The sequence below is a fragment of the Mastigocoleus sp. MO_188.B34 genome (assembly GCF_030065675.1).
GTDB lineage: Bacteria > Cyanobacteriota > Cyanobacteriia > Cyanobacteriales > Nostocaceae > Mastigocoleus.
Genome location: NZ_JASJDK010000022.1, coordinates 1 through 21,210, shown reverse-complemented (window position 1 = coordinate 21,210; position 21,210 = coordinate 1). Strand labels below are relative to the sequence as shown.

At 36.6% G+C, this 21,210-nt stretch carries 15 protein-coding genes; 5 read left to right on the top strand and 10 right to left on the bottom strand.

Features of this window, described 5'->3' with window-relative positions; translation table 11 throughout:
* The first annotated feature begins 530 nt into the window (after positions 1-530).
* Positions 531-3,353, top strand: a complete 2,823-nt coding sequence (locus tag QNJ50_RS08195; RefSeq protein WP_300633932.1) for a methyl-accepting chemotaxis protein — start codon at positions 531-533, stop codon at positions 3,351-3,353.
* A gap of 128 nt (positions 3,354-3,481) precedes the next feature.
* Here the strand turns inward: QNJ50_RS08195 and QNJ50_RS08190 are convergent, their stop codons facing one another.
* Together QNJ50_RS08190 and QNJ50_RS08185 are read right to left on the bottom strand one after the other, a co-directional pair.
* On the bottom strand, positions 3,482-4,612 hold the full coding sequence (locus QNJ50_RS08190) for an aldo/keto reductase (RefSeq protein WP_300633930.1): 1,131 nt from the start codon (positions 4,610-4,612) through the stop codon (positions 3,482-3,484).
* A gap of 395 nt (positions 4,613-5,007) precedes the next feature.
* Positions 5,008-5,505: a bifunctional nuclease family protein gene (locus QNJ50_RS08185; RefSeq protein WP_027841509.1), complete on the bottom strand. Its 498-nt coding sequence runs from the start codon at positions 5,503-5,505 to the stop codon at positions 5,008-5,010.
* 348 nt (positions 5,506-5,853) lie between these two features.
* Here QNJ50_RS08185 and QNJ50_RS08180 point away from each other — a divergent pair, with 348 nt between their 5' ends.
* On the top strand, positions 5,854-6,534 hold the full coding sequence (locus QNJ50_RS08180) for a riboflavin synthase (protein WP_300633929.1): 681 nt from the start codon (positions 5,854-5,856) through the stop codon (positions 6,532-6,534).
* A gap of 268 nt (positions 6,535-6,802) precedes the next feature.
* On the opposite strand, the gene QNJ50_RS08175 is transcribed toward QNJ50_RS08180, so the two are convergent.
* Both QNJ50_RS08175 and QNJ50_RS08170 read right to left on the bottom strand, forming a co-directional pair.
* Positions 6,803-8,464 (bottom strand): M23 family metallopeptidase, encoded by a 1,662-nt coding sequence (locus QNJ50_RS08175; protein WP_300633928.1) that lies wholly within the window; start codon positions 8,462-8,464, stop codon positions 6,803-6,805.
* Between the two features lie 163 nt (positions 8,465-8,627).
* The gene (locus QNJ50_RS08170; RefSeq protein ID WP_300634024.1) at positions 8,628-9,443 is read right to left on the bottom strand and encodes a biotin--[acetyl-CoA-carboxylase] ligase; all 816 of its coding nucleotides are present in this window, start codon (positions 9,441-9,443) and stop codon (positions 8,628-8,630) included.
* A gap of 68 nt (positions 9,444-9,511) precedes the next feature.
* Between QNJ50_RS08170 and pgeF the strand changes: the two genes are divergently transcribed.
* Both pgeF and QNJ50_RS08160 read left to right on the top strand, forming a co-directional pair.
* Complete coding sequence (gene pgeF / locus QNJ50_RS08165) at positions 9,512-10,381, top strand: peptidoglycan editing factor PgeF (RefSeq protein WP_300633926.1); 870 nt, start codon at positions 9,512-9,514, stop codon at positions 10,379-10,381.
* A 268-nt stretch (positions 10,382-10,649) separates the two neighbouring features.
* Entirely contained in the window at positions 10,650-10,907 is a 258-nt protein-coding gene (locus tag QNJ50_RS08160; protein WP_300633924.1) for a TIGR03643 family protein, read from the top strand.
* A 109-nt stretch (positions 10,908-11,016) separates the two neighbouring features.
* On the opposite strand, the gene QNJ50_RS08155 is transcribed toward QNJ50_RS08160, so the two are convergent.
* A complete protein-coding gene (locus tag QNJ50_RS08155) occupies positions 11,017-11,922 on the bottom strand; it encodes a serine/threonine-protein kinase (RefSeq protein ID WP_300633922.1) in 906 nt (301 codons plus the stop codon).
* A gap of 792 nt (positions 11,923-12,714) precedes the next feature.
* On the opposite strand from QNJ50_RS08155, the gene QNJ50_RS08150 reads away from it, so the two are divergent.
* On the top strand, positions 12,715-13,437 hold the full coding sequence (locus QNJ50_RS08150) for a rubrerythrin family protein (protein ID WP_300633921.1): 723 nt from the start codon (positions 12,715-12,717) through the stop codon (positions 13,435-13,437).
* A gap of 495 nt (positions 13,438-13,932) precedes the next feature.
* Here QNJ50_RS08150 and QNJ50_RS08145 read toward each other — a convergent pair whose 3' ends face one another.
* The 5 genes from QNJ50_RS08145 to QNJ50_RS08125 all read right to left on the bottom strand — a co-directional run bounded on the left by QNJ50_RS08145 (position 13,933) and on the right by QNJ50_RS08125 (position 20,452).
* Entirely contained in the window at positions 13,933-15,258 is a 1,326-nt protein-coding gene (locus QNJ50_RS08145) for a diguanylate cyclase (protein WP_300633918.1), read from the bottom strand.
* 496 nt (positions 15,259-15,754) lie between these two features.
* Positions 15,755-16,567, bottom strand: coding sequence for a PD-(D/E)XK nuclease family protein (locus QNJ50_RS08140; protein ID WP_300633916.1), 813 nt, complete (start codon positions 16,565-16,567; stop codon positions 15,755-15,757).
* A gap of 623 nt (positions 16,568-17,190) precedes the next feature.
* The gene (locus tag QNJ50_RS08135) at positions 17,191-18,873 is read right to left on the bottom strand and encodes an alpha/beta hydrolase (RefSeq protein ID WP_300633915.1); all 1,683 of its coding nucleotides are present in this window, start codon (positions 18,871-18,873) and stop codon (positions 17,191-17,193) included.
* Between the two features lie 384 nt (positions 18,874-19,257).
* Positions 19,258-19,695, bottom strand: coding sequence for a dUTP diphosphatase (gene dut, locus QNJ50_RS08130; RefSeq protein WP_300633913.1), 438 nt, complete (start codon positions 19,693-19,695; stop codon positions 19,258-19,260).
* 163 nt (positions 19,696-19,858) lie between these two features.
* A complete protein-coding gene (locus QNJ50_RS08125) occupies positions 19,859-20,452 on the bottom strand; it encodes a hypothetical protein (RefSeq protein WP_300633911.1) in 594 nt (197 codons plus the stop codon).
* Positions 20,453-21,210: the final 758 nt, after the last annotated feature.

Genomic DNA, 21,210 nt, shown 5'->3' with positions numbered 1-21,210 from the left:
ATAAGCATAATAATTATTAATTTTATGTGTAGTGATTATTTCATACCCTGAATTAATTGAGCGTTCGATTAATTGCCTATATTTAACTTTTAATATTTCAATTGATTTATTTATTTGCTAAATAATTTGAAAATGCTTTTCCGGACGTGAAATGCGTGGATTCATTCTAATGTATAAAAAATATAATAATTTTTGTTTTCAAATAACAAAATTATTTACTTATTGAAATTACTGAAATGTCATCCTAATAAGAAAAAATGATAACAAATATATATTTATTTCCACATTGGAAAAATATATTTTTATTAGTTAATTAAGAAGTGATTAACTATTATCAACTATTTTGGTAAATGGGAATAATGTAATCCTGTCGCTTTCGATATACCGCATATATTGATAATATCAAAAAACACTAGAAAAATATTTTTTCGTCCTAATAATAATAACAATAAACGGCTTGAAAATACTTGAGCTTTAATTAGTCAAAAATCATTGTGCAACATCATACATCTAATTTTAGTGGTCAAAAAATGTCAATTTTACAGCGATTTTATAACCTCTCGATTGGTCGCAAACAACTGGTTGCATTAGTTGCTTCAGAATTAGTTTCAGTTATTGGTATTGGTGTTGTTGGAACTTCAATCATTAGTAGTAGTTTAAGGAATCAACTTTCCGAGCAAGCAAAGTCAGAAATTACTGTCACCGATACTAATTACAATATTAAAATTAACCAAATGGGCTTTGGATTTAGGGGACAGTCAGATAATGCAGCAATTATTAATGCAGCATCAATACATGAATCAGGAAGGGGTATCACTGGCGGTTTAAGAACGCAAGTCAAGCAAATTCTTCGTAATGAGATTAAAGCCAGAGAAATAGAATATGCAACTTTAGTTGGTAGAGATTTAAGAATAGTTCTTAACGCAAATAGCGAACGTAGTGGAGAAAAATTTAACCCAGATAATTTAGTTAGTGACGCTATCAAAACAGGACAACAAATTAAAGCTACTGGTCTTGTAAGCCTATCTGAGTTAACAAAAGAAGCGCCACCTTCTCTCAAGGCATTAAAAGAATCTTTTAATCAAGGTAAAGCCTTAATTAGATATACTGCAACACCAGTAAAAGATAGGGCGACAAGGGCAATAATTGGCGTTCTAATTTCTGGAGATGTTGTTAATGGCAAAGACGATATTGTTAAGAAGACTTTAGAAGCAACGGGGGGGGGTTATAGTGCAATTTACCAGATTTTACCCACCGGAGAATTTGTTTTAGCTTCCTCTTTAAATCAAGGTGAATCAGAAAATATCAATCGAGCCGCAACTAATTTAAAATTATCCTCAAAAGGTGAATCTTTATTAATAAAAGCAGCACAAAATCCTGAAGGTGAAACTTTTACAGACCGCATTAAGTTAGGTAACCAGACCTACACGATAGCAGCAACAGCCATTCCCAATCGAATCATCCAAGGAGTTAATGGACCCCAGAAAAGTTTTGGAGTAGAGTCACCAGTGGGGATTTTAGTGAGGGGAACCCCAGAAAATGCTCTGAACCAAGCAATTGGTCGGACGGTGATAATACAATTATTAACAGTTCTTTTTGCTTTAACTCTAATTGCTATTTGGGCACTTATTTTACGACGGTCAATTGTTACACCAATTAAAAATCTACAGCAAACTGCAAAGAACTATGCAAATGGCGATCGCACTTCTCGTGCTGAGGTATTTGCAACTGATGAGGTAGGAGAATTAGCTGTTAACTTTAATAGAATGGCTGACAAAATTACCCGACAAGTGATTCGTCAGGAAAAAGAGACAAAATTAGCACTTCAACTAAATAATGTCGCTGCGAATATTCGCGAAACTTTGAATGTTGACCAAATTTTAAAAGCAACTGTGTCTAACACTAGAGAAGCATTACAACTGGATAGAGTGATTTTCTATCATTGCGATAATTATAATATTCCTCAATTAATTGCGGAGTCTGTAAGTTACGAATGGGAAGCAGCTTCGGAAAGTCAATTTACTCAAATTCAAATTACAGCAGAAGCTAAAGTTGGTAGCGTACAAGTAGTCGAAAATATTGAAGCTAGCGACTTTTCTCCAGAGTATCTCCAGCAACTACAAAAACTGGATGTCAAATCCCATTTACTTGCACCGGTATTTGTTAATAAACAACTTTATGGATGGTTAGCAGCTCACCAATGCTCTACCTATCGTCAATGGGAAGAGATTGAAATTAATTTATTTTCCCAAGTAGCGATTCAAGTTGGTTATGCGTTGGAACAAGCGCAATTACTCCAACAGATCGAACAAGGAATGAAAAATGCTGAGATAACTTCTGAAGAAGAACGCAAGGAGAAAGAAGCCTTGCAAATGCAATTATTAGAACTTCTTGACAACATTGAAGGTGCAGCAAGTGGTGATTTAACCGTGCGAGCAGATGTTAGTGATGGAGAAATTGGAACCGTCGCTGACTTCTTTAACTCCATTGTTGAAAGTCTACGCTCAATTGTGACTAAAGTTAAAACATCAGCAAGTCAAGTAAATACAGCTATTGGTTCTAATGAAAATGCTATTCGTGAACTAGCAGAAGAAGCACTGACCCAAGCAACAGAAATCAGCCATACTCTTGATGCAGTTGACACCATGAGTCAATCAATGCAACAAATCGCTATCAGCGCTCAAGAAGCAGCTTTGGTAGCTGGAAGTGCTAAGACTACTGCAACGGAAAGTAGCAAGGCAATGGATTTAACTGTACAAAATATCCTACGCTTGCGTACAACGGTAGCTGAAACTGCCAAAAAAGTAAAACGCTTAGGGGAATCTACCCAGGAAATTAATCGTGCGGTAGCACTAATTAATCAAATTTCTATGCAGACCAATTTATTAGCAATAAATGCTGGAATTGAAGCGTCCCGTGCTGGTGGAGAAGGTCAAGGTTTTGCTGTTGTCGCTGAGGAAGTAGGCGAACTTGCTGCTAAAAGTGCAAATGCAACTAAAGAAATTGAAAAAATAGTTGAAAATATCCAACGTGAAACTAGCGAACTTGCGCAAGCGATGGAATTAGGTACAGCCCAGGTTGTAGAAGGAACAAAAATTGTTGAAGGTGCCAAATACAGTTTGACTCAGATTCTAACAGTTTCCCAACAAATTGATTCTTTAGTACAGTCAATCTCTGGTGCTACAACTTCTCAAGCACAAACATCACAAAATGTCAGTGAATTAATGAAACAAATTGCCGGCGTTTCAGAACGTACTAGTACATCTTCTCGCCAGGTAAGTAAATCGCTACAAGAAACTGTAGAAATTTCTCAGGAATTACAGGAAATTGTAGAAACCTTTAAAGTTAGTTGAGGGATTAGGGATTAGGGATTAGGGATTGGAGATTGGCGACTGGGGACTAGGGTCATAATGAGAAATTCTAACTTTTGACTTTTGACTTATGTCCTTACGGGCACGCGGTGCTAATGACTTTTGACTTCTTACCCCCACAATCTTCTACCTTCTTTTCCTTTTAAACGATTATGAGTATCTTGCAATAATTTCGGAATATCTAATTCTTCTGGACACCGGGGTAAACAATCTCCACATTCAGTGCAACGATTTGCTTTCATTCCCGGAAACCAATGACCCGCATTTTCAAACATGCGATAGCGATATTTTCCATATTCAGTCATATCATAAGCTATTGCCAAATTACGAAGTCGTAACACTTCGGGAATATTAATATTTTTCGGACAGGGTAAACAGTCATAACACTGACTACATTTATCAGTACCTAATACTGAATTTATGTGATTTTCTAAACTCTTAAATATAGTGATTTCTTCTATAGTTAACTTTTCTGTGCGATCGGCAAATTTTAATGGTTCTTCCAACTCTTTAGGATTTGCTGGTCCCACGCTCAAAGTACTAATTCGAGGATCGCTAAGTAAAAATCTATAATTTAATTCTAAAGGTGAAAAAGGCTTGCAAAGACTTGTTAATGCTGGAGGTGGTGTATAAAGGCGTCCTCCTTTGTCCGCAGGAGAAATAATAAATATCCCCATATCCTTAAGTAAAGCTAGCTTGATCGCTGGATAATTCCTTTGGAAGAAGTAATAATAATGCAAATTTACAAATTCAAATAAACCTGTATTTATTGCCGCAATAATTACTTCTAGGGAGCCATGGCTGGAAAAACCAATATGTTTTACACGACCATCAGCTATGGCTTCTTCCACAGCTTGCATGCAACCATTTTTCTGCTTGATACAATCAAAATGTTCCCAGGTATTTAACCCATGAATCCCAAGGCAATCTATATAATCTAACTTGAGGCGTTTGAAAGATTCATCAATCCACCAACGCATTTTATCAGCGTCTGCGGTCGGTGGTATTTTTGTTGTGATATAGATTTGGGAGCGGGATACGGGAAGCTCTGAGTTAATAATTTCACCAAGATACTCCTCACTTTTTCCATAACTTGAGGCAGTTTCTATGTGATTTATCCCTAATTCTACTGCTTGTTTTAAGGTTTGCCGTACATTTGTAGGTGAAGCTAAACAGCGCATTGTTCCCAAGGAAAACACGGAAAAATTTAAATTTGTTTTCCCAAAACGTCGGTATTGCATTTACTCTTAAAGTTATAAGTTAAACAGCCAGGAGTTATTAATAAGAGTACTCACGTCATGATTTTTGTGATTCACAATTTTTGTGACTTATGATTTTCTTATTCCATAATTTTTTTTTCGTTCACGGTCAATAACCGTTTTCTATAGCGCGTAGCAGAGCGCGCTATAGCTAAAGATTCTCCTTGTTGGCTAGTGCAAAGCATCGATCGCTCAGCGCATGCACTGAACTGCACCTGCGGTGTTTGTTGACGCGGCTTAGCCGTTTGTTGACGCGCTATGCGAACGCCGGAAGGCGCGTACTAACACGGAGTGCGTCCAAACGTGCTTATCGCAACTAGAACATTTTCTAGTCCGCTCGTCATTGTCCTCAGCAAACTTATAACTTTTTAGAATCTTCAAGATTCATTTTTGCCAAAACGCTTAATCAAATCCTCTGGACGTAGTTCAGATACAAACTCACGGAAAGCTTCTTGTTCGGCTTCATCAGCGTCTCTATCCACAGGTATGGAAGCATCAGCAATCACTTCTTCCATCACCCAGATCGGCGAATTGGTACGCAGTGCAATTGCGATCGCATCGCTAGGACGAGCATCAATCTCTTTTTTGGTTTCTCCTTGTTGCAAAATTAAAGATGCATAAAAAGTATCATTTTGCAAAGAGTGGATGATTATCCGTTCTAAGGTGAGGTCAAAAGCTTTCAGAATGCCGACCATTAAATCGTGAGTTAAAGGTCTGGGGGGTTTATGGTCTTCTAATGGACCCATAATAGCCCTTGCTTGCTCCTGACCAATAAAAATTGGTAAGGCACGGCGTTCGGATGCATCTTTCAGTAGCACAATAGGACTACGAGTGATGGCATCCAATGCTATACCAGCGACTTTCATTTCAATCATTGGCTAAGCCTCTAAGATCTTTTGAGCATTAACAGAAAAGTAATAAATGATACGTATAGTCTGGAAATTTTCGTAAAACTGTAAACATAGGTCATTAATAGGTGATGATTTTTTATAATTGCTTCTATTAAACTCCCAAATTGTTGCGAATACCAGAGTAAATTAAATCCATCTGTTTTAATAAACATCTCCTTAACCAAGTATGCCTTGATTTGGGAGTAAATGTGTTGACGTCTTTATTGGAGCAAGAGTTAGAAATTATACACTGTGTTTGCAAAATCTTAAAATAAATATCAGTTATTTCAGTCAAAATTAAGAGATAAATAAACTTAGTGTTGCAATTTAGCCGTGTTTACTGGATTGATCCAAGCATTGGGAACCATAAGACCTCTAGAAGGAAATTATTGGCAAGTTAATTGTATTGATGGTGCCTCTGCTCCCATTATGCAAGATTTAGCTTTTGGCGATAGTGTAGCAGTCAATGGAGTTTGTTTGAGTGTAGAAACAATATTAAAGGACGGTTTCGTTGTTACAGCTTCACCAGAAACCTTACAACGTACAACCCTAGGTAAAGAAGAAACATTACAAATTTCTGTGAATTTAGAAACTTCTTTGCGTGTTGGTAGCAAGATTGGCGGACATTTCGTCATGGGACATGTAGATGGTATTGGTCAATTAGTCCAAGCTTCGAAAACGGCAACTTCGTGGGAAATGACCTTTAGCGTTCCCAATCCGATCGCACGTTATCTAGTTCCAAAAGGTAGTATCGCTATAAATGGGATAAGTCTAACAGTTGCCCAATACCAACCTAATGATGCACTGTTGAAAGTCGCAGTTATTCCTATTACCTATGCTGAGACAAATCTTTGCCATTTGGTCCCCGGAAGCTGGGTAAATTTGGAAGGGGATATTCTAGGCAAATATGTGGAGAAATTTATTACCAATGGGAAAACGAATTATCATACTACTTCTGACTCTGGAGAAAAACAAATAACACCAGCATTTCTCGCAGAGCATGGATATTTGTAGTGCGTATCAATTAATTGATTTTAACAGAAAAAGATCGCCATACTGACTACTTTATTAGTGACTAGTAATTGGTAGTTTGTAATTGGTGTTAGCGGTAGTAAGCTTACTATCAAAGTTTTTCCTGTAAGACGTATTAACTGGAAGATTACGGAGAATATTCTCCAAAACAGATTAGACCTAAATGGCAGGGCAAAATCGACAAACGCTCTGCCGTTTAGGTTTAACTTAGGTGTTTGCACCCATTAGCAAATTTCACAAGAACTATTAACTATTTTTCTGGTTGATATACTTGGGCTGTTTGTAAGCTCCGAGTTAGCTGTGCTAGGGAAGAATTTAACTCCATACCAGGATCCACAGCAACCCAACCAGAACTGGTTCGTTGGCGAACCTCGAAGTGTAAGTGAGGACCAGTAGAGTTACCAGTGCTACCAACTCTTCCAATTACAGTTCCTTTTTCTACCACTTGACCGGGTTGAACCAATATCTCGGACATGTGACCGTAAAGGGTTTTTTGGCGATCGTTGTGCTTCAATATGGCAGTTAAACCATAACCACCAAGCCAGTCAGCGGTTTCTACTCTACCGGATTCTACTGCAATAATTGGTGTACCCATTGCTGCAGCTAAGTCAATCCCCGAGTGAAAGCGTTGAACGCCCGCAATCGGATGTTGTCGCCAACCAAACATGGAAGAAATCCTTGCTGGAATGCTTAAAGGGAATGCCATTCCATGACCACTGTAGGCAATCGCAGGGCGATAGCCAATTCTTGGAAGTACGGAAGCCAGAGGAATATTATAAGCAAGTGTTGTTGCCCGAGGTGCTTGCTTTAATGCAGTTAATGGTAATGGTAAAGCTCCACCAGAAGGGGCAATGGGACTGGAACTTACAATTGTATTCTGACCACTTGGTAGAAAATTGTTAGGGCTGGGAATAAAACGATTTGGGTTGAGAATATTATTTGCAGTGTTTCTAACCCGTTTAGCATTCAAATTGACTCTAGCTAATCTTTGAGAAAATCGGCGACTTGCTGACGATCTATTTTTTCTCAAACCTTTTCCAGAACGTCGAATGGATGAAATGTTCCCTAAATTTAGGGTCTGACCTTTTTTCATCCAGCTTGGAACAGGTTTGCGTGGATTTTTGCTTTTAGAATTTCCAGCTATTTTGACTAATTGCTGACAGTAATTACTTGCAAGTTTTCTACTCCTTGACAGTACTGCTTCACAACCAGTTCGGCGTTCTTTAAGAACTACGGAGCTAGGTGCTTTGTATTTGGAGTTTACTTGAGGGTTATAATCTGTCGGATCAATATAGGCGTTGTTGTAATCTCTTGTTTTGAGGACAGAATTTCTTACAGCATGGCTAGCTGTGGAGTTAGTAATTTTTTTAGTCGTTCTAGGAGCAACAGAAGGGTTTAAGTTGGTCGCTTTAGGTTTTTTCTGACTAGCAGAAACTTGAGGCTGAGATTTTTGATTTTTGGATTCTCGAGTTTTAATTATGACGGGATTATTAGCGCTGTTACTAGCCGTCACTTTTACTTTTGGTTTTCCTTGGCGCGCACCTAAAGCTGATGCACCCGATTTTTTCTGTAGTTGAATTTTACTTACAGGTTTTGCATTACTAGCTTTTGCTTTTCTGAGCCGTTCTCTCAATGAAGCTCGCTGCTGGGATAATCCGACTTGTAGCTGAGATTGTGTTTTTTGAGATGTGGGTTGAGAAGATATAACTGTGGGTACTATGTTGTCAATAGAAGACTCAGTCTGTGCAAATACTAGACCACTACTAAGAAGACTAAAGCTCCCCAACCAACATAAACCACGAGCAGGTACTGTTGTTACCAAACGCTTCATATTAACGTCTTGGTTGACATTTTGGCTTTCCTGGGATGGTTTATGTAATTTTTTATCGGCAGAGTTATGGCGCTGCGTCATATTTTTCACTGTAATTGTCTGAAGGTTTACTTAATCAGATGTTCCGGGTTTATTCTCTAATCAAAATTTTAAATTTTCGGATTAACAATCTTAAATTAAAAATCTTAAATTAAAAATCTTGAATTAAAAATTTTGAATTAGAGGATTCAATTAATAAGAATAATTAAGAGGTTTTACGGTAGCCCAAACTGATTGTACCGGGCTTCAGGTCAATATAGGGTGTTGTTACTGATTCAGAATTAGAAGATTCCATGCGAACATGAAGACTTCCAGATGGGTTTACACCAACAATCGTTCCACGATTATTATTTACATATACTTTCTGACCTATATTCACTAGTAGTCGAACATAGCGAGACAATAATATATCTACTCCTTCCCGTTCAAGACAATGTATGCCGGATTCTATCCCTTGGATAATTTTCGCAGTTAATTTTTCCAAGCTGATAAAATTTAAATTGTTTTGATTTTTTTGCCAACTCTGGAGATTAATTCCAGTTTTAGGAGTTGAATTTTCCCAGTTAATCCCAACACCAATAACTGCTTGAGTTATTAATGCTTGTTTTACTTTAGTTTCAGTTAGGATACCACCCAGCTTGTATCCATCTAAAACTAAATCATTAGGCCACTTAATCCCCACAGAAATGCCATTATCTCGTAATTCTTGGGCAATCCCCCAAGCACTAGCAAGGGTCAATTGATAGCCATGGTTAACTTCTAAATGGGAATTTAAAGCCACTGAAAGATACAATCCACCCTTAGGGGAATCCCATTCACGTCCCCATTGTCCACGCCCACTGGTTTGAGTTGTAGCGATAACTGCAAATCCTGGTTTTATACCTGCTTTGAGTAATTCCCAGGCGGTGGTATTAGTAGAAGATACGGTATCAAAAATATGTATAGAAGAAAATATATTAGTATAATTTTGCCTTTCTTCTAGGGCTAATTCTAGCTTTTGCCGATTAAATTCCACAGCAATTTACCCAAAATAACTTGTTCGAGTTAGCATAAATTGGCTATTTTTATTTTTCTTTAGGTTTGGTTAAAATGCACACTTGGCACTGGCGCGATTGGGAAGGGCTGCCTTACTTGACTTGTAGTTTGCTTGAGCCGATAGCGCATGGCTTTTTGACTCAACATTTTTGGTCTCGCCCGCTATCGGAAATGACAAAGGCACTGAAGCCAGGTACATCAGTCTATCGTTTAAAACAGGTGCATGGCAACACCGTTTTGTCGCCAACAGAAATCGAACATCGCTTAAAAACTGGCAAAGAAATTGATGCAGAAGGAAATAGAGCCTTCGTAATGGGAGATGGACTGATTAGTGACAATTCCCAGCAGGCGCTTTGGGTAGCATCAGCTGATTGTACCCCTGTACTGATAGCAGATCGAAAGACAGGTCAAGTTGCTGCTGCTCATGCTGGATGGCGCGGTACTGCGCAAAAAATTGTTCCCCAAGCGATCGCCCGTCTACAAGAAAAAGGTAGTAAGATTTCCGACCTACGGATTGCAATGGGACCAGCGATCGCAGGTGAGGTTTATCAAGTTTCCCTCAATGTTGCGGCGCAAGTAGGAGCCAGCATAACATCCCAATCCTCGGAACCCCAATCTTTAGAATTCCAAGCTTCAGAATTCCAAGCTTCAGGAACGCAAAAAATATTATCCCAGGAACAAGAACAAGCGATCGTTCATGCTGTGCAAGAAATACCAAATTCTCCCTTACTTCCCGATCCAGAACCAGGTAAAATTCGATTAGATGTGCGCCGAGTGAATGTAGTACAAATGGAGCAACTGGGAATAAACCCAGAACAAATTGCCATCGCGCCGTATTGTACCTATCAAACCCCAGAACATTTCTTTTCCTATCGCCGAGCCAAACAGAAAAAAGTTCAGTGGTCGGGAATAATTAGTACTTGATAATTAGTACTTGATAATTAGTACTTGATAATTAGTGCTTGATAACTAGTGCTTGATAACTAGTGCTTGATAACTAGTGCTTGATAACTAGTGCTTGATAACTAGTGCTTTATCATTAGTGCATAATTATTAATATGTGACTTTTATTGGTTGACAGTTAACTATACCGATGTTTGCTGGCAACCATAAGTTTTCCTAGCAATAGAAGAGTCAATTTTAGTACTTCTTGATTATTCTTTAGTTCGCAATTTTATATTATTTTTTGATTGTGGAAAAAATTCCCGGATTAAGCCCCAAAACTATCGATCGTATAATTGAAATGGCATGGGAAGATAGAACCCCATTTGAAGCTATTGAAACCCAGTATGGTTTAAAAGAAGAAGATGTAATTAGTATTATGCGTCGTGAGATGAAGGCATCCAGTTTTCGGATGTGGCGTAAGCGGGTTAGCGGACGTAAAACAAAGCATCTAAATAAGCGTGGGTTTATAGAAGGTAGATTTAAATCTGATAATCAAAAAACATAATTGGTAATTGGTAATTGTTTATTGGTAATTGGTAATTTGTAAATTTTAACTCACAACTTTAGCCTATAAGGGCACAGTTTTAATCGTGGTGTTAACAACCGCTAAATGATTAGTAAAAAATGTTGTCCCACATCGTATCGTAAAACGAATTTACATTAGTCATTTTGTTGTAACGATTGACCATAAATAATTTATTGTTAGGGATTTTACCTTTTTTTAAAGCTTCCAAGGCAAGCTCTGCAGATGGAGATCGCCTTTTTACATTAGTTTCAGTCATCCATCGCAACCAATTGATTAAACTAGAACTAAATTTAATGACGTGCTCAAATTCTATTCGCATTTTTTGTCGAGGTAATTTAGTTGGTTGAATACCTGTGGACAATGTAATTAATGTTGCCCCTAAACTATAAAGGTCAGAAGCTGTAGTTGCTGCACCATTTAATTGTTCTGGAGACATATAGCCACAAGTTCCTACTATGGGCACCATATCATCGTATCTGGTTTGCAGGATCTGGGCGCAACCAAAATCAATTAGGTACGGACGGTCTGCCAAAATAATATTACTGGGTTTTATATCTCGATGAATTATAGGCGGTAGTCGTTTATGTAAATAAATTAATATTTCTAGCAATGATTGGGCAATTATTTTAATTTCTTTTTCTGTAAATTTTCGCTTCCATTGTAAATATTCTGCCAGCGATCTACCTGGTATGTAGCTTTGAACTAGGGCGCAGGTGTTTCCACAATTATAAGAAAATTCAAAGCTATCGATATAATGAGGGATTCCTGAATGTTTGAGTTCTTTTAGAATTTGAACTTCGCTTTCAAATAACCTTAAATCCTCGTCGATAAACTCATCATTCAGCGTTAATAACTTAATAACTACTAGCTTTTTAATTTTTATATCGTAGGCTAGCAGTGTCTTTCTTTGAGGTTTCCTACCCAATATCTGTAAAATCTCGTAGCGTTTTTGTAGAACTTCTCGATAATAATTATTGTGATATATATCTATCATGATTCTAGCCCTGTCATGTTTATGTTGTAGTTGCTACAAGTTTTTTTTGACAAAACCTACACATTTTCAAACTGAATCCAATACAGATCGAACTGACGACATATCCACTTCTTAGGTTTGTGTTTTTTTGGTCCCTGTCACCTCAGATCTTTTTCCCAGATCGAAACATAGTCCTTCTATGAAAAATGCGTCATCAGACTTGAAAAACCGCTCTTACTTTTGCGTGTTTCCCCAACAGCAAAGAATGCAGAATTGTGTAAGTCGTATTTTAAATAGCTACAAAGATAGAAATATTGATTCAGTAAAATTGAAACTTATATTGACATATACCTTTAGATTGATTCTTGTCCCAATGACTCCACAATCTGAATTAGCATATTGACGGAAGTTGCTATTAATCGACCATATTTTCCTTAGCAAGGAATTTGATAGTGGTTTAGCAGGCTATTCGCCAGCGGATCTGAACGGTAGGTAGTGACTACGTAGGTAGGGCAGCTAGCTAGTTATCCCCCCTTCAGAAATTAATGTGATGAGAAGTTTACAAATCTATGGGATGTTTTATCCGTAAGGGAATCCCGCCACAGCGAGGCTTGACAGTGAGTGAGAGCGAGGGGAATTTAAAGGAGTTGAGTTCTTGCGACGCCCCTTTCAGGGGAATTTAGGAAGAGCAAAGAGAATCTAAAAAAGTTTTGCTGATAACCAGCAAGTTGGGTTATTAAATTGTTGATGTATGATATGCTTAAAGCATAATCATAACGACTACGTATAGTGACAAATTAAAGAGAGAGAAGTATGGATTTATCAAATTCCAATACAGCCAAAAACTTAGAAGAAGCCTTTGGTGGTGAGTCGATGGCAAATCGGAAGTATTTATTTTTTGCCGAAGTCACCCGTAAGTTAGGGATGAAGGAACTTTCCAAACTATTCAAGGAAACGGCAAATCAAGAAACGGAACACGCTTTTGCTCACTTTCGTTTGATGCACCCAGAATTAGTAGTGGAAAATCTGGATTCCTTGAGTGAAGAAGACAAGAAGAAAGTTGCAGCTCGTTGCCTAGAGTTAGCGATTGAAGGTGAGACCTACGAGTATACAACTATGTACCCAGGTTTTGCCGAACAGGCTCGTAGCGATCGCGATGCTGGAGCTGTTGAAGAATTTAAAGCACAAGAAGCTGAATCGAAAGAGCACGCTCAAACATTCCGTAAAGCAGCACATAATTTTGGTTTATTAACACACATTGAAAATCATCATGCCCGTCAATACACGGAAGCACTTAATACACTTAATGGTGAGTCACCTGTAGAGAAAAAAGCTGGTGAAGATCCAGCAACTCAAAAATGGATTTGTCGTCAGTGTTCGATGATATACAACCCTGTTGAGGGCGATCCAGATTCAGGAATTGCACCAGGAACACCCTTTGAAGATATTCCGGAAGATTGGCATTGTCCCATTTGTGGCGCACAAAAGAAAATATTTGTTCCTTATGAAGAAGCTGCTGTAGCATCGGCGGTATAGAGTAATTAAGCACATTAGCGTAACCTCAAGTTACGCTGGTGTGTATTAATTGGAAGATCTAAGAGATTTCCCCATACCATTTGGCTACTGTAGACAATCTGCCACAAAATCAAATATGGCTCTAATACCTTGAAAGATTTGGGAATATTCTTAAAAATTTAATTAGTATTAAAATTTTTCTCAAAATCAAGGGGTTCTGGTGCAAAGTAGGGACAAAATCTATCCTCTGGACCTTTCGCAAGAACGAGACAAAAAGAAAAAGGATTGCCCGTATAGAACCGACAACGATTACATTGTGGTAGTTTGCGTCTAACTCTGGGTTTGATCATGGGAGTATTATCCACTTTAGGCGCACGAGGGAACACTAGCATCTTTATTTTAAATACTCGGCAGATTAAGCTGTCCAGAGAAAGTACTAGATTTTTATTAAAACTAACAATAATTAACAGTTTACTTAACGCTTAATTTTCTTAATCTTTAATTATATGTGTTTCGTTAGAATAAATTCATCTTGCTATTGTATATAGCGTACCTAGCTTTTCCTTGTCTTTTTGCCTGATACATCGCAATATCAGCATCTCGCAACAAATTTTCTGGTTGCTGATAGTGATTACTACTAATTGCAATCCCAATACTGGCTGTTGCAATTACTGTACTTCCGTTCAAATAAAGTGGTGTTTTTAAGGTTTTTTGGATACGCTGAGTAATATTAGTTGCATCGCTAATATCTTTTATCTCTTCCAATAGTACTACAAACTCGTCACCTCCCAATCGCGCTACTGTATCTCCGCTACGCAAGCATGATTCTAAACGACGAGCAATCGCAATTAGAAAAGTATCTCCCATTGCATGTCCAAAATCATCGTTAATACCTTTAAAACCATCTAAATCTAAAAATAAAATCGCAAAGAAGTAGTCGTTGTGACGCTTGCTACGTTCAAATGCTTGACTGAGCCTGTCGGAAAATAATACTCGATTTGGTAATCCTGTAAGTGAATCATAAAAAGCATTCCGGGTAAGTTGCGCTTCAATATTTTTGCGCTCAGTAATGTCTTGAAAAGCTAAAACTGTTCCCGTAATATTTCCCTTATAGTCACTCTCTGATGACATATGCTGAAGATAAATTGGTGAAATACTATCAGCTACAAATATTTTTTTTCCATCTTTAGCAGTCAAAGTACAGTTTTTCGGTAAGTTGATGGCTTCACCTTCAGATATTACTTGTGCAACCAAATTTGTGATAATTTCTTCGTTATCTTCGTTGACTAGATTTAAAACTTTTCCTATATATTCACCTGCTACTTCTTCGATTTTATAACCACTTAGCTTTTGTGCTAATGGATTCATAATTTGAATGCAGCCATTAATATCTGTAACTACGATCGCAGAATTTATACTATTAATAATTGCCGTCAACCATTGCTTCTCTTGTTCTAATTTCTGTTCAAAATTATGCTTGTAAAGTGCCATTTCCACGGCAATATGCAGGTCTTTGTCTGCAAAAGGCTTGGTGATACAAGTAAAAGGTTCTTTCAATTTCCTCTCATTTGATAATATATACTCGGAATAATCTGTTAAATATAAAACTGGTGTTTGATAATTTTTTTGAATAATTCCTGCTGTTTTTAGTGCGTCGATATTTCCCTGCCAGCAGATGTCAATTAATACTAAGTTAGGATTAATCTCTGCTACTTTTCTAATTGCTTCTTCTCCCGATTCATTAATCCCATGGACTATATATCCTAGCTTTTGTAAACTTTCCCTAATGCCAATATATAGGAGTTTTTCGTCCTCAAAAATGAGAATTTTGGGGGATTCCATGCTAAGACGATTGATTTGATAAGGTTCAGATCTTACTATTATTGCTAAGTAGATACTTGAATGAGTAATTAGACACTTTTCAATTTTAATATTACCCTCACACCTTAGTTGATTTTCCAACTATTCAAATCATATCATTAGACATATAGGATTAATTTGATTTCATTTTTGCTTTGCAATTTATTTTTTGAGTACGGTCATTATCAGGTTACTCAATTCAAAAAATAAAAGATGAAATAACTTTGTTGTGTAAGATTTTTCTTGGTTTATTATTAATGTTCTGAAAATCAAAATTATCTTCTTGGTGATTTGATATTGAACTAATCAGGTGTTAAATCTTACAAAGCTAAAAGTTAGTTAATATATTTGACTATATTTTTAGTAACTATAAATGAATAAATACTTCAGCTAATATAAAGTTACGATTATTGATGTCCAATACTTAGGAAAAATTTACTCAAAATCTACTTTGTAATCAGTGAAGAATAAATATCTTTCACAAAGATACTTCTTGAATTGTGGCGAGATTGGCTAAAGTCGTATCTACTGCTTTTAATTCCTCTGTTTCAATAACTGAATCGCGCTCGCAACGATGAGCGTACTGACATTTTTCGCAAATTTTACGTTGTCCTTCTGAAACCTGGGGAAATGCTTCACCTTGCTGATATTTTTCCAGCCATTTGCTCAAGCGCGATAGTAATCGAGTTAATTTTTTTGTAGTTTGTTGGTGTCGAACTGTGTTGTAATCAATCCTGATACTTCGCAGCTTACCTTCTCCTTGGAAAAACCAGTAAGTCATAGATATATTTTCTGGGAGATAATCGCTGGTTTCTGCCAGGATATACAAGTAAAGTCTTGTTTGCCAGTTTGATTCCAAACTACGCTTATTAGGTGGTTTACGATAGGTTTTCCAGTCAATAATTTGTGCTTGCTGCTCGTCTGCAATTAATAAATCGTAAATCGCTGTAAGTACATAATTTTGAGCTTGCAAGGTACGATAATGTTCGCTGTCTCGGAAAAATCGACTATTAGTGTTGGTTAAAATTTCCGGTGCATCCTTTGCAAAAGCGTTCATCCAAGCTTCTAGTTGGCTATCTGCTTTCACAAATTTGTCTATCGGTAAACCGATTTCTCGCTGTTGCATCAGTAAGTGAAAACGACTTCCCAAAGTTTGTCTTGCTTCAGTGTCTGGATCTGCTGGCGAAAAAAATTGTTCTAAATAAGTATGTTGAAACTGTCGAGGACAACGTTCTAAGATATTTAGTTGTCCCTGGGAAATTCTAATTAACTGAGTTGGAGATGACAACATTTTTTATTTGTCATTGATGATTTGTATGACTGTATCTAAGCAGGGTTTGTTTCCTTGATTGCAGAATTACCGACAAGGAATATAAATATTTGCACTTAATAACAAAATAAGTTGTTTTATTTCCGTTTACATACTCAACCTAATTTCTAGATTAGCCCAAAATCAGTGGATAAATTAAGATTTACGCCTTTTAATTGTTTATTTAGCATTGAATAAATATAGAAAATAAAGACCAATAAGAATATGCTTCTTTGATTGATTTTGGGCTTATTGTTATTTTTAGTCACATTTACACTCAACCCTAAATATGAAACTCCACAAATGAAAATCCCCGACTAAATAGCCGGGGGACATTGAGGAATCCAAATGTCGATGGGAGATACCGATGTCGAAATCAAATTTTTGCTGTTAACCGTCACTGACATACATAGCTCACAGTTTCCTGAGAAGAATCTTAGGGCGTTTGTTATTTAGTCATGCTCTTGTTAACTTATGTAAATAATAATAAGTCAAATATTACGATTAGTCAATATATATTGACTCTTAAGTTTTTTTGGTATAACAATTGATGAATTCAATAATAGTAACTACATAGCAGTTCTTAGAATTTTTGGATTAAGCTGTCATTCTTTATCAATAAAATTCTTGATGATTCCTTTGGCATCAGATGGAATTTTTGTAATTAACCGAAAAGGAAAAGCTTTAGTTGAAGCAAAATGGGCGTAGTCGGAAGTCAGAAAAATCTTGTAACGTTCAGCTTCCGGGGTAAGTTGCGAAGCAAAAGCTAAAGCGATCGCTTGAAAATATTTGCGAATATCCTTAGCTTGTTCCCCGACTACTTCTCCACCAGATAAGGCTGTACTTGGTTTTCCATTTTGGTCCATTGTAGTGCTGGGATCTTTCAGACTCAAATGGGTACCTCCCAAAATTCCAACCAACCATTTGGGAGTGGGGATTTTAGTAAAACTAGCAATTTGCTCCGTTAAAGCAGGAGTTGTTTTATCTGCAGAAGCAGCTAGTACTAAAGTTGGGACTTTGATTTTTGATAAACCAGTATCACCAAACATCAGAGAACTTATGGGATTGAGAGCAATTACACTTTTGACCCGTTCGTCGCGTAGTTGATAGCGATTTTTGGGTAGTTCTTGAGCTACACACTGAATTCCTTCACCCAAACTTAATGTAGTCAAGTTATCTTGACAGCGTTCCTTGAGCTTTTCTAATTGCAACTCTCCCCCGGCGATCGCTAATGCTGTTCCACCACCAAAGGAATATCCCAGTACCATTACTTTGTTTGTTGGAAATTGACTTCGGAATGAGTTTTGATTTAAAGCTTGCTTGAATGGTTTACTTGTTTCTTGTTTATTTAGCGATTGTTGATTGAGCTTTGTTAACTCATCAAGTACAAAACTAATATCACGGGGACGTTCCAAAAATTCCTCGGGTTGAACAATACGATTTTGACCTTGAATTGCTGAGTAGGTGTTCGCTTCGTTGCTACCGGGATGTTCTAATGCTGCGACTACATAACCATGAGATGCTAAATGTTTTGCTAAATATTTTAGTTCTGTTCGAACTGAACCTAAACCATGACTAAATACTATTAAAGGTTTTTCAGTATCTACTTTTGTCCCTCGATAGATATTAACTGGGATATTACGATTTCGCTTTTGGTCTGTAAATTCTAACTCTAAAAGTTGAACTTTAGTACTACCTTTTTGAGAAGGGTCAAAGGGAAAAGAAAGTCGTGGGTTTTTAGCTTTGAGTTGAGGAGAAATTGCAATCATAAATTCCTGAGTGCGCCAAAATGCTAAATTCAGCTTTTGAGTAAACTTAAAAGCTTGTAGTAAATCAATTTCTAAACGCTTGCTCGGATAAGCTGCAATAAAGTTCAGTATGGAAAATCCTTCTGGTGCTGTAGCTCCTAAAACTACACCAGCTCTAATTGCTTGGACTCCTGCTTTATCTTTACGACGAATAACTGCATTGAGATCTTTGAGGATTGTTGTACCAATGCGTGTATTCAGTAATTTACTAGCAGCAACTACATTTATTGGTATTTTGGTTTTTAAAGCTTCAACAAATAAACGACCTTCTTCTGATGACAACTTTTTGGTATAAATTTTAAAATTTTTAGGTACTTCTCCCTGATTCGCAATACTTTGTAGTTCAGTCAAAGAGATAGATTCTGTAAAAGGTCCAAAACGTAGCACTACCTTTTCTGCTGCTCGTACGGGAGTAACTTTGAATTGTGAAATAGATAATATACTCAATAAGCTAACAGCAATTTTCCAAAGCCTTGCCATAATTATTTTGCTACTTTTACTTATATTTATTAGTCAAAAACACGTAGCCGATGGCAAGGAATTATATAGCTGATGTCAATTCAACGTCCAGTGAGATAAGTATCAAGTCACAAAATATAAATACTTGTATAAGCATTTAGTTAATATATTGTGGAGATGAAAAGAATATTTTATGGGCGTTTATCATTCTTATGGATACTTACTCGCAAAGTATTTCTGTGGTGAAGTCGCATCTAATACATATCTCTAGCATCACGGGAAGATATGTTTAAAAAAGTAATGGTTCTATTTTTGCTTGCACTTCCTCAAGCAAATCTTCTGGTACAGATTCAATAAACTGAGCATTGCGAGTTTAGTTTTCCAATCCAATATTCAGATTTTCTCCTATAACCCTGTAGAGCCAAATCCACCTTCTCCTCTAATAGTTTTTGATAAGCTATTAACTTCTTCAATTTCTGCTGAAATTACTGGCGCAATAACCATCTGAGCAATTTTCATACTTTTAAGTACCTTAAAGGGCTGTTTGCCATGATTGATAAGGATAACTTTAATTTCTCCTCTGTAGCCTGCATCTACAGTCCCTGGAGTATTGAGTACCGTAATCGAATGTTTAAGAGCCAACCCACTTCTAGGACGAATTTGTGCTTCCGTTCCTTCGGGTAGTTCTATTGAAATACCGGTTTTTATAAGCTTTGCTTCCCCAGATAAAACCTCCTGCTCTTCAAGTGCAAATAAATCTAAACCTGAATCATCTTCATGCTCATATCTAGGTAATTTAGCGGATTCAACTAATTTTAAAACTTTAATTTTGACTGTATTCATTAAAAATCTACCTTTCTTTGACTACACATCGATTTAATCATCAGCATATATTAGGAATCGTATTTGAATTTTGAAAAGATACTGAGACTCAAAAGCTTATATTGGAAGCCTAAAACCCAAAAACTCTTTCAGAAATCAAACCGAACTCCTATAAGTTCAGTTATTATTGGCTCTTTGAACTATCAGAAAGCCACTGATTCAAAAAAATACTAGGTACGATAGTTGTAACTACTAAAAGTACATTTCTTAATTGGTCATACCAATGCTGATTAGAAAAAGATGTCTTTTTTGAATCCAAAATTACATATGAAAACAGGCTTATTATAAATATAATTAATAAAAAAATATATACTACACCCGGTCTAATCCTGACTTTTGGGGCTTTACGCTTTTTCAATATTTCTTGAAAATCTTTACTATCTGCTTCCATTTTTGCTTTTAATTTTTCAGGAATTTGTCTAAAATCTTCCTCCAGCCATTTTTTTTCCAGTTCACTTAGCTTGAAGCTATTCAATACATCTGGACGCCCTGGATTATTGCCATGTTTATGAGATGCCTTATTTTTCACATATTGGAAGACTAAAGTTGCGAAGGTGTCAACTTCAGGAGTCAGAGTTATATTCTCATTACTGTGGTTATGAACAGCAATTAAAGAAGGCCCAATATACTCTGGATCTAATGTTGTCCCAATGTGAGATAAGCCTTTCGAAACCAAACTAACTTTAGAATGATAAGTCCCAGATATTTTTTTAGACACCCAAATAGATTCGTTGGTTTCTATAAGAACAGTTGAATAGCTTAGGTATGATTAGTTGGTTGCTCTGAGGATAATATATAGTTTCTTTCCCTTCTAACTTCCATGCTAATTTACTCGCGGTGAGATTATAACTCGCACTTCTAAGATTCTCTTTTGAGAATGGATATATATAAATATTAATACCTACTTCTTTTTCGATATCAAAGTCGCTTAATGCTGACATACTACACTAAGTTAATATTTTTAAGATAAATATTATTTTATGATTAAAACAATATTAATTACCTCAGTTTAATTACTGGCACAGTAGTCGCATTGATTACATGGCTTTCGTTAGTGCAGTTTCATGTAATACTTAAAAATCAAAGGTCTGCAAGAACAGTCTTATCTTTTTTTCAATTAACCACAAGTAAACCACGAAGACTTAATTCTACTTGACTAAGTAAGTAAATCCATAAGTTAGAAAAATATGAGTATAAAAATAAAAAAGTGACACCTTAACCATAATTTATTTGTTACATTTATTACCTGGTTTTTGCACTAAAAATCACTGTTATTCCAAATAACCTATTTATGAATTTTCCATAGGTTTTAACAACTGACTCCTGATTACCCTAATTAACCTGAGTTCGGGATAAGAAAAAGGACAGGTAGTAAGCTGAGAATAACATCAAATCAGCAGCCTGTCCTATGTTCAGTTTAGATGCTTTGTTTTGTCATGTAGATGATTTTTGTAAGTCTTTTGAGGCTCAATGGCA

Excerpts from the sequence above, each read along its gene's own strand:
- QNJ50_RS08195 (WP_300633932.1), top strand. The coding sequence starts at position 531 with ATGTCAATTTTACAGCGATTTTATAACCTCTCGATTGGTCGCAAACAA.
- QNJ50_RS08190 (WP_300633930.1), bottom strand. The coding sequence starts at position 4,612 with ATGCAATACCGACGTTTTGGGAAAACAAATTTAAATTTTTCCGTGTTT.
- QNJ50_RS08185 (WP_027841509.1), bottom strand. The coding sequence starts at position 5,505 with ATGATTGAAATGAAAGTCGCTGGTATAGCATTGGATGCCATCACTCGT.
- QNJ50_RS08175 (WP_300633928.1), bottom strand. The coding sequence starts at position 8,464 with ATGACGCAGCGCCATAACTCTGCCGATAAAAAATTACATAAACCATCC.
- pgeF (WP_300633926.1), top strand. The coding sequence starts at position 9,512 with ATGCACACTTGGCACTGGCGCGATTGGGAAGGGCTGCCTTACTTGACT.
- QNJ50_RS08155 (WP_300633922.1), bottom strand. The coding sequence starts at position 11,922 with ATGATAGATATATATCACAATAATTATTATCGAGAAGTTCTACAAAAA.
- QNJ50_RS08150 (WP_300633921.1), top strand. The coding sequence starts at position 12,715 with ATGGATTTATCAAATTCCAATACAGCCAAAAACTTAGAAGAAGCCTTT.
- QNJ50_RS08145 (WP_300633918.1), bottom strand. The coding sequence starts at position 15,258 with ATGGAATCCCCCAAAATTCTCATTTTTGAGGACGAAAAACTCCTATAT.
- QNJ50_RS08140 (WP_300633916.1), bottom strand. The coding sequence starts at position 16,567 with ATGTTGTCATCTCCAACTCAGTTAATTAGAATTTCCCAGGGACAACTA.
- QNJ50_RS08135 (WP_300633915.1), bottom strand. The coding sequence starts at position 18,873 with ATGGCAAGGCTTTGGAAAATTGCTGTTAGCTTATTGAGTATATTATCT.
- dut (WP_300633913.1), bottom strand. The coding sequence starts at position 19,695 with ATGAATACAGTCAAAATTAAAGTTTTAAAATTAGTTGAATCCGCTAAA.